This is a genomic window from Nodosilinea sp. LEGE 07298, from assembly GCF_015207265.1.
GTDB lineage: Bacteria > Cyanobacteriota > Cyanobacteriia > Phormidesmidales > Phormidesmidaceae > Nodosilinea.
Map to the genome: position 1 here is coordinate 1 of NZ_JADEXE010000330.1, position 7,014 is coordinate 7,014.

Annotated in this window: 6 protein-coding genes and 1 pseudogene; 3 read left to right on the top strand and 4 right to left on the bottom strand. The window is 52.2% G+C overall.

Annotated features, from left to right (window positions below; translation table 11 throughout):
* Positions 1-182 precede the first annotated feature (182 nt).
* Positions 183-1,097 (top strand): hypothetical protein, encoded by a 915-nt coding sequence (locus tag IQ273_RS28355; protein ID WP_194026468.1) that lies wholly within the window; start codon positions 183-185, stop codon positions 1,095-1,097.
* Between the two features lie 70 nt (positions 1,098-1,167).
* Positions 1,168-1,386, top strand: coding sequence for a DUF2811 domain-containing protein (locus tag IQ273_RS28360; protein WP_194026469.1), 219 nt, complete (start codon positions 1,168-1,170; stop codon positions 1,384-1,386).
* Between the two features lie 376 nt (positions 1,387-1,762).
* On the opposite strand, the gene IQ273_RS28365 is transcribed toward IQ273_RS28360, so the two are convergent.
* The 4 genes from IQ273_RS28365 to IQ273_RS28380 all read right to left on the bottom strand — a co-directional run bounded on the left by IQ273_RS28365 (position 1,763) and on the right by IQ273_RS28380 (position 5,158).
* The gene (locus IQ273_RS28365; protein WP_194026470.1) at positions 1,763-1,924 is read right to left on the bottom strand and encodes a hypothetical protein; all 162 of its coding nucleotides are present in this window, start codon (positions 1,922-1,924) and stop codon (positions 1,763-1,765) included.
* A gap of 94 nt (positions 1,925-2,018) precedes the next feature.
* Positions 2,019-2,762 (bottom strand): response regulator transcription factor, encoded by a 744-nt coding sequence (locus tag IQ273_RS28370; RefSeq protein ID WP_194026471.1) that lies wholly within the window; start codon positions 2,760-2,762, stop codon positions 2,019-2,021.
* A gap of 334 nt (positions 2,763-3,096) precedes the next feature.
* Positions 3,097-3,600: a DUF192 domain-containing protein gene (locus IQ273_RS36090; protein WP_397198865.1), complete on the bottom strand. Its 504-nt coding sequence runs from the start codon at positions 3,598-3,600 to the stop codon at positions 3,097-3,099.
* Between the two features lie 1,192 nt (positions 3,601-4,792).
* Positions 4,793-5,158 carry a hypothetical protein gene (locus tag IQ273_RS28380; protein ID WP_194026473.1) on the bottom strand — a complete coding sequence of 122 codons (366 nt, stop codon included), beginning with the start codon at positions 5,156-5,158 and terminating at the stop codon, positions 4,793-4,795.
* Positions 5,159-5,655: 497 nt separating this feature from the next.
* Between IQ273_RS28380 and IQ273_RS28385 the strand changes: the two are divergent.
* Positions 5,656-7,014 (top strand): annotated as a pseudogene (locus tag IQ273_RS28385) (hypothetical protein); the annotation flags it as partial.

Consider the following 7,014-nt stretch of genomic DNA (forward strand, 5'->3'; position numbering starts at 1 on the left):
TTGACTCAATTGGTCTTGCAGTTGACGATACAAGAGGGGTGTTTCCATGAGACTGGCCTTGAGTTGGGGAATTCAAGCCTCTCATGAAATGCCCCTTCCCATCTACCCTGTCTCATTTGGGACTCCTTTCACAACAACCCTTTCAGGACTTTTCTGCACCACCAAGGGGCCAGAACATTCGCTTGCTGTCCCATAATTTCCGACCAGAGCCGGACGAGGCCCCAATAGACACTGTTCCCACCCATGTTTACGACGGGTCTAGGCAAGAGTTGGCCGTCGGCGATCGCATCGTCGTCATCGACTTTTGGGAAGACGGAGGCGAGGTAGTGGCCCTCGATCCAAAGTTGAAGATGGTGGAGATCACCTGGGATGACCAGGACAGCGATCGCGAACCCTGGATCAAGTCCAGCGACATCTATATGCCTCAGACTGGAGCCGAAAACGGCAACGGCGTTTCCGAAATGCCTCACCATCCCCAGCAGATAAACCATAAGTTGGGCCGTCCTGCTGCTGCTGCCTACGACGAAGATGAAAATTGCACCCCTAGATGGATCTGGGAGCCCATCCTAGCTCGCTGGGGCCGCAACGAGTTCGACATCGACGTAGCGGCAAGCGCCGCCGCCAGTGTGCCCGCGATCGCACGGTTCACGAAGGAAAAAAGTGGTCTCGACGAGGATGTGGTGTGGCATGTGGAGCCGACCGACGAAGAGGCCGAAACCTTGGGCTGGGAACATCCTCCCCTCAGCCTAAACGGCCCCTTCAGCCGGAAATTTACAGCCCAGCATGATGCTGGGCTGCTGCCAAACCATTTCTGCGTCTTGATTAAGTCTGATAGTCGAACGGCCTGGCACCAGCGGTACCTAAAGCGTTGCCAGGCCGTATGCCGGGTTGATCAGTACATCACATTCGACCAAACTGGCGGCGATTGCCAAGACGCTCCATACTCAGTAGACGTACTCTACTTCGGCCCTGACAAAGAAAAGTTTGCTGAAGCAACGGCGCACTACGGGATGGTGTTTTTCCCTGCCAATATCAAGGCCTCTTACGATCTACCGCCCGGTGAGCAAGTGGTCGAAGTTAAATCTTGCCCAGCCTAACGTTTCCCATCCAACCCGACCCTGGGCATCTCCAGTGCCACCTTGCCCATACCTGATTTGGAATTTTACGATGCCTAAACCTACAGCCCAACCGACCAGAATCGATCTGCAGGCCGAGATTCCCGAAGACCTCCACAACGCGTTGCAGTCCTTCCTAGGAAGCAACCCTGACTGGAGTCAAGCACGAGTGTTCTCAGCCGCTACTGCTCTATTCCTGATGCAGAACGGAGCCAGCAATCGCAGCATAAATCGAACCTATCTTGACGCCCTATTTGGCTACGAGGATTAGTTTGTGTAAGTTTTAGTGTAAGTGATTGAGTAAAGGGTGAGAAATTCTGGGTGATGGTCAAACACCGACCCATGGCGATCGCACCCTAAGCATTGTGGGCAATGCGGCTGTTTCCATGCACCGAATAAGTCCAGGTTTCTTTTATGGTCGCCGCATCCCTACCAAAGAGGCTTCGGTAGACATAGTTTGTCCAGTAGCCGTAGCAGCCCCGCGGATCTTTCTCCTGCACCTCCAAGCCTCACTCGCCGTGGGCGGGCTTGCTCGACTCCTGCGATGTGAGCCAGTTCTGAACTCGCTGATTGCCCTCCCTCGTGTAAACCCACTTCAGCCGCAAACCAAGCGAGGAAGTCGATCAATCCATCGCGGGCAGGCTTCTTTAATCGGCCTGGATTTTTAGCCCAATATTGAGCGAGTGTGGCCCAGCCAGATGCCTCAAGAGCAGGTAGTCGTTGCCGTCTTCCGCCTCAATTCGAATCACCCTCTGAGAGAGGGTTGTTTGGGGTACTCCAATATGGCGATCCATCCCGCGAAAACCCATGCCGATAGAGGGTTTATCTGCCCCAGGCCGTTAGGGTCAACAGCACTGGCGCGGGCGAAGATCTTGTCGATAGCAGTGGGTGCACCGAGTCTGCCTAATCGATTGCATCTTCAAACTTGTATCCCACCCCTCTCACAGTTTTGACCAACGGGTTTACCCCCTCCGGCACCTGTAGTTTCGAGCGAATCTCTTTGCGCAGTCTTTTGACACAAGAATCGACTGTACTGTAGTCATCCCCAGGGTGGTCGAGACCCCAAATATCGTCAAATAACTGCGACCTGGGATAAACCTGTCCCGGCTGTCGGGCCAGTTTCGTCAGCAGGTCAAACTCCAACACCGATAGCACCAGGTCAACCCAAGCATCGCCAGATGACGTCCGGACGCTGCAATGCCTGTGCGTCTGATGCAGCCGCAGATGCTGATACTCAATCAATACCCCATCGGGCGCAGCCGCATTGTCGTCATGGTATAACTCGCGCCGCAGCAGTGCTCGCAGCCGAGCGATTAACAGATCAGAGTCAAAGGGCTTTGTCATGTAGTCATCGGCCCCGGTGGCAAGGCCCCAAATTTCATCGGTCTTCCCCCGTCGCGCCGTCAGCATCAAGATATAGGGGTCTGGCCTCAGCGCCAGTCGCCGGACATGGGTGCAGACCTCAAGGCCATCCATAACGGGAAGCGTCAAATCAAGAACGATGACATCGGGTTCCAGCTGCTGGCACAGCTCCAGCCCCCGCTCGCCCGTCTCAGCCAGATAGCTGGTGTAACCCGCTGCCTGAATACAGGCCTGAATGGTATCGGCCACATCTGCATCATCTTCAATAATCAGTACAGAGCTCATTCTGGTACTCCTTTGTGATGTTGCGGCCATGGTCATGGCTCAGTTGAGCAATAGCTGGGCAGTCGCGGCCTCGATACCGCGATCGCATCCCAAGCCCACCACAAGACGTTTTAACTGGGCACCAGCAGTTTCGCTGGCTCACCTACCAAGAACGGTTGCAGCTTATAAATCCGGATTTATTGCCTGTGGAATGCCATCACATGCCCGGCTGAAATTCAGACGCAAAATCTAGCTCAAGGTTGCGATCGCCTCTCGCCCCAAAACTGTTAAAGCCTATAAATCCGGATTTATTGCTTGTGGATTGTCATCACATGATCAGCGCAAAATTTAGACGCTAATCCAGCTCAAGGATTTTGATCGTGCTGCCTTCGGCTAGAGATAGGGAGTCAGCAGTTCCAGCGGCCAACTCAATCACACTATCGACAATGCCCCCTGAGGTATAGATCGGGCAATCACTGGGAGATGTAGTGCAAGGAGGCACGTTACTAAGTACAACGGACACTCTTTCGTTGCGTAAAAAGACCATATCCAGCGGAAACCGAACACCAGACATCCAGAGTTGAACTTCTTGGTCAGGGTTAACCGTGAACAGCATGCCACGGTTAACAGGGAGGCTACTGCGTTCCTTCAGCCCCTGCCTCTTCTCCTGGTCTGTCACAGCAGTCTCTAGCAAAATCTGCTTCCCGCTTATCTCGAAGTAATGAGTCGGAGCTGGGTCTCGGGTGGCACTCCATGGCCCCAATGGCATCAATACTAGCCATCCAATACCCAGGGCCAGGATAGAGCAAGTGATGAGTAGGTTTTTATCAATCCTTGCTAGGGAATTCTGTAGGGCCATTTTGGTAAGAATGCAGGCAGTTGAACCTATGCTATCTTTTTCACGCCGATGGCTAAACGTTGCGATCGCCTCTCGATCCAAGAACAGTTACAGCCTATAAATCCGGATTTATTGCTTGCAAGTTGTCATGACAAGTGCTCATGGATATATTGTTGATATGATTGAAGTCTGTAGTGATTTAGCACATGAGGCTGAGTATGGCGGCATCTACAGATGTACGAGTGATCCCTCTGCGGGACGTGCTCAGGGCAGTAATGGAGGAGTACGCTATTCGGGCGTCTGAACTGTCGGCTAAGTCTGGCGTTCCTGAGAGCAGTATTTCCAAGTTCCTCAGTGGTTCTTCAGATTTGCGAACTGCGGATATTGACGCTATTAGGACAGCGCTCCCTGATGAAGCTAGGGCGCATCTACTGCAATTGCTAGGGCACTGCGGAAGTGTGCCAGTAGATGAAAATGCACGTCTCTTGTTAGTGCTGTCGGGAATCAGGGAGTATGCACAGAAGTGTAGTACGGCTCAATTCCAAGAGGTTTTAGGCGCGATCGTAGAAGGCAGAGCCAAGGCGCTAGAGCACGCTTAGCGCCTTGGCTCTGCATCTGAGTGACACCTGCATGACTCATTGATGTCCCCTACAGCAAGCGACAATACAGAGGTAGCATCTAAGCTATTCACTACTCTCAAGGGGGCATCGCCCCTGGGCTCTGGACTAATAACAATGGATAGATTGCATTGACGGACTAGCTCAACTACGAGGCGCTGTCGGTCGGCTACAGGCAGTTGTGAGATTTCGTGTAGCAGGCCTGCTAGATTGGGGTTCCGCATTTCCAGGCAAATATCTATAGGTAGAATATAAATGCTTTGACCTTTGTTGTGCCATTAAGCATTTACTATGCTGTCCATAACCTTGTTCAGTGCCTAATAGGCGACCCTCAGGGTTTCGACCTATTGGTTATTGACTACTGACGGCCTTTTTGCACAAATGGTTTCTGGTCATGGTCTTCCTGAAGGAGGAGTTGTCTCATTTGTTGGAGACATAGCTATCCGGCAGCCTTAGGTGCGTTATGCGTACGCCTACGGCGGAGCGAAGCTCTATGATGGCCGCACAGGGCAACAATAACTCGGCAGATTGGTTGTCAAAGGGGCGCTGAGAACAGGTATGGCTAACGATCCCTTTGCACCGAAACATCAGAGCTCCTACTGACCTTCGTCTATTTTAAGGTTAGGGTTAGCCTCACAGGCTAAATAAATAACCCGGAGCAGAGCCAGTTGCTCATCGGTGGTGCACCTCCTAGCATAGGTGTCTACTAAAGCGAAAAGAGCATCTGAATGACGATTATCAGGACTTGGATCCAATTTAGCCGTGCGGATCATAGTCTCAGATTCTCGCATTATATCTAGCCAGTATACAAAAGCCTCAGGATCCAATTCATTTAGGATGCGTTGCAAGGATGAGGTGTTTATCTCCCTGCGATCGTTACGAAACTCTGACAAAGTGGCTGGTGATACGCGTGCCCGCACCGATAGTTCCTGCGCATTAACCTCGAATTTTTCGAGTGTCATGCGCAGAGCCTCTCGAATCCCAACTCGATGGCCATACCTGGGGTTCATCAGTAAATGCAACAGAAATGGAATATTCCGAAAATACACGGAAATTCAGCTATTCTGTTAAAAATTACCGAAAGTGCAAAGGTTGCTGGCGTCGTAGTGAATCAAGGGTTGAGATCAAGATTCAAACCTTCTCTACTGATATGTGGTCTTGTAAAGGATCAAATCAGGGGTTTTCGTGTAAGATCTCAGTAGTCTTCAGACTTTCGATAAAGTTTCTTGAGGTTAAAAACGTAGAACTTATTTAAAAGAATTAAGACCCCCGACCGCAAATCAGGAGTCTTAACAAGTATCCTCGCCCCAGACGTCTCCAAACAGAAAGGGAAGCGAAGGAATCTAAACTGATATCATGATAGCAGCTACCTTGGATTTGTAGCAACGCTTTCTGGATTTTTAGTTGAGCTTTCCTTCGTCACACAGGAAATCAGCTCATCTAAACATCCTAAAATCCAATGGCGGACTCAGTCCTTCTGCCCCAATCCGAGGTGGGTCAGCATTTCATCAATTTATTTGGCGACTATCTTTGGGAATCCCTAGAGAGCCCTAATGTTGTTCCAGCCCGGTGGCGCACCCTAAAGCATCAGCTGCGCCCCCGCGTACTCTGGGAGCAATGGAACAATCCCACAGTGTTGGTGGGAGTTCGCTTTGGTCACACAACCCGCTACGGGATGCTCGACCTGGACGCAGGTGGACGCTATTGCACACTCTCTGCGATCGCAGAGATCCGAGGTGCCCTCGAAACCGTGGGACTGAATCGAACGGTCTTAGTGCGCTCCAGCCATCGCGGCGGGTTGCACCTCTATATCCCTCTGCCCGAGGCCATCAAAACCTTTGATCTGGCCTGCGTTCTTACCCAATGCCTAAAAGCTCAGGGGTTCATCGTAGACAAGGGACATCTAGAGGTGTTCCCTAATCCCAAAACCTTTGGGGTCGATCAATTTGTGGAGTACAACGGCCACCGGCTGCCGCTGCAACCGCAGTCGGGCAGCTGGCTCCTGACCGACGACCTTGAACCCCAGGGCGATGCTCTCTCGACATTCTTTGAGCAATGGGAGTGGGCAGCCCAGGGGCAAGACCTGGAGATGCTATTGCTCTCAGCCCCTCATGCCAGGGAGTCGCGCAAGCAGGAATCCAATCGGCGATCGCTATCTCCGCAAGCCCAAGAGTGGAAAGACGACCTCGACATCGAAATCCGGGAGGGTTGGACGGGCTCCAGGCAGACGAATCGGCTACTGAAGTCGATCGCTACCCGGAGTCATGTATTTGAGGGACTCTCTGGCACAGCATTAGTCAATCGTATCGTTGAACTGGCGATCGCATCGCCAGGATTTCAAGAGCATTGCCGACATCAAAACGAGATTCGCTCAAAGGCACAGCACTGGGCCAAGTCGGTCGAGGGCTACTACTGGCCGATCGGTACCCGTCGTGGTCAGCGGATTCCAGGGGGTGAGAATACCCTGCGCCAGCTCGACGCCCGCGATCGCATCGCCCAGGCCGTGGCCGCCCTGAAAGATATCGAATTTCCTAGCATCAGAAGCTTTGCTGCTGCGATCGCCAATGCCGCTCGTAGCAGCTTACAAACCCTCTATCGGAATACCGATTTATGGCATCCCGAGAAATCACCTGTAACGGTTACAGGCCAAGGGGTAGAGTCAGCAGACGTTGATCGAGAGAGCATCAGTAACGCGATCGCCGAAGCTGAAAACCCTTGCAATCAGCCAGTGTTACAGACCTCAGGGGGGGGTATGAAGTGTAGGAGCTCTGAGGCTGGCTTGAAAAATTCTTTTCCTCTGGATGGGGGGGTACGGGGG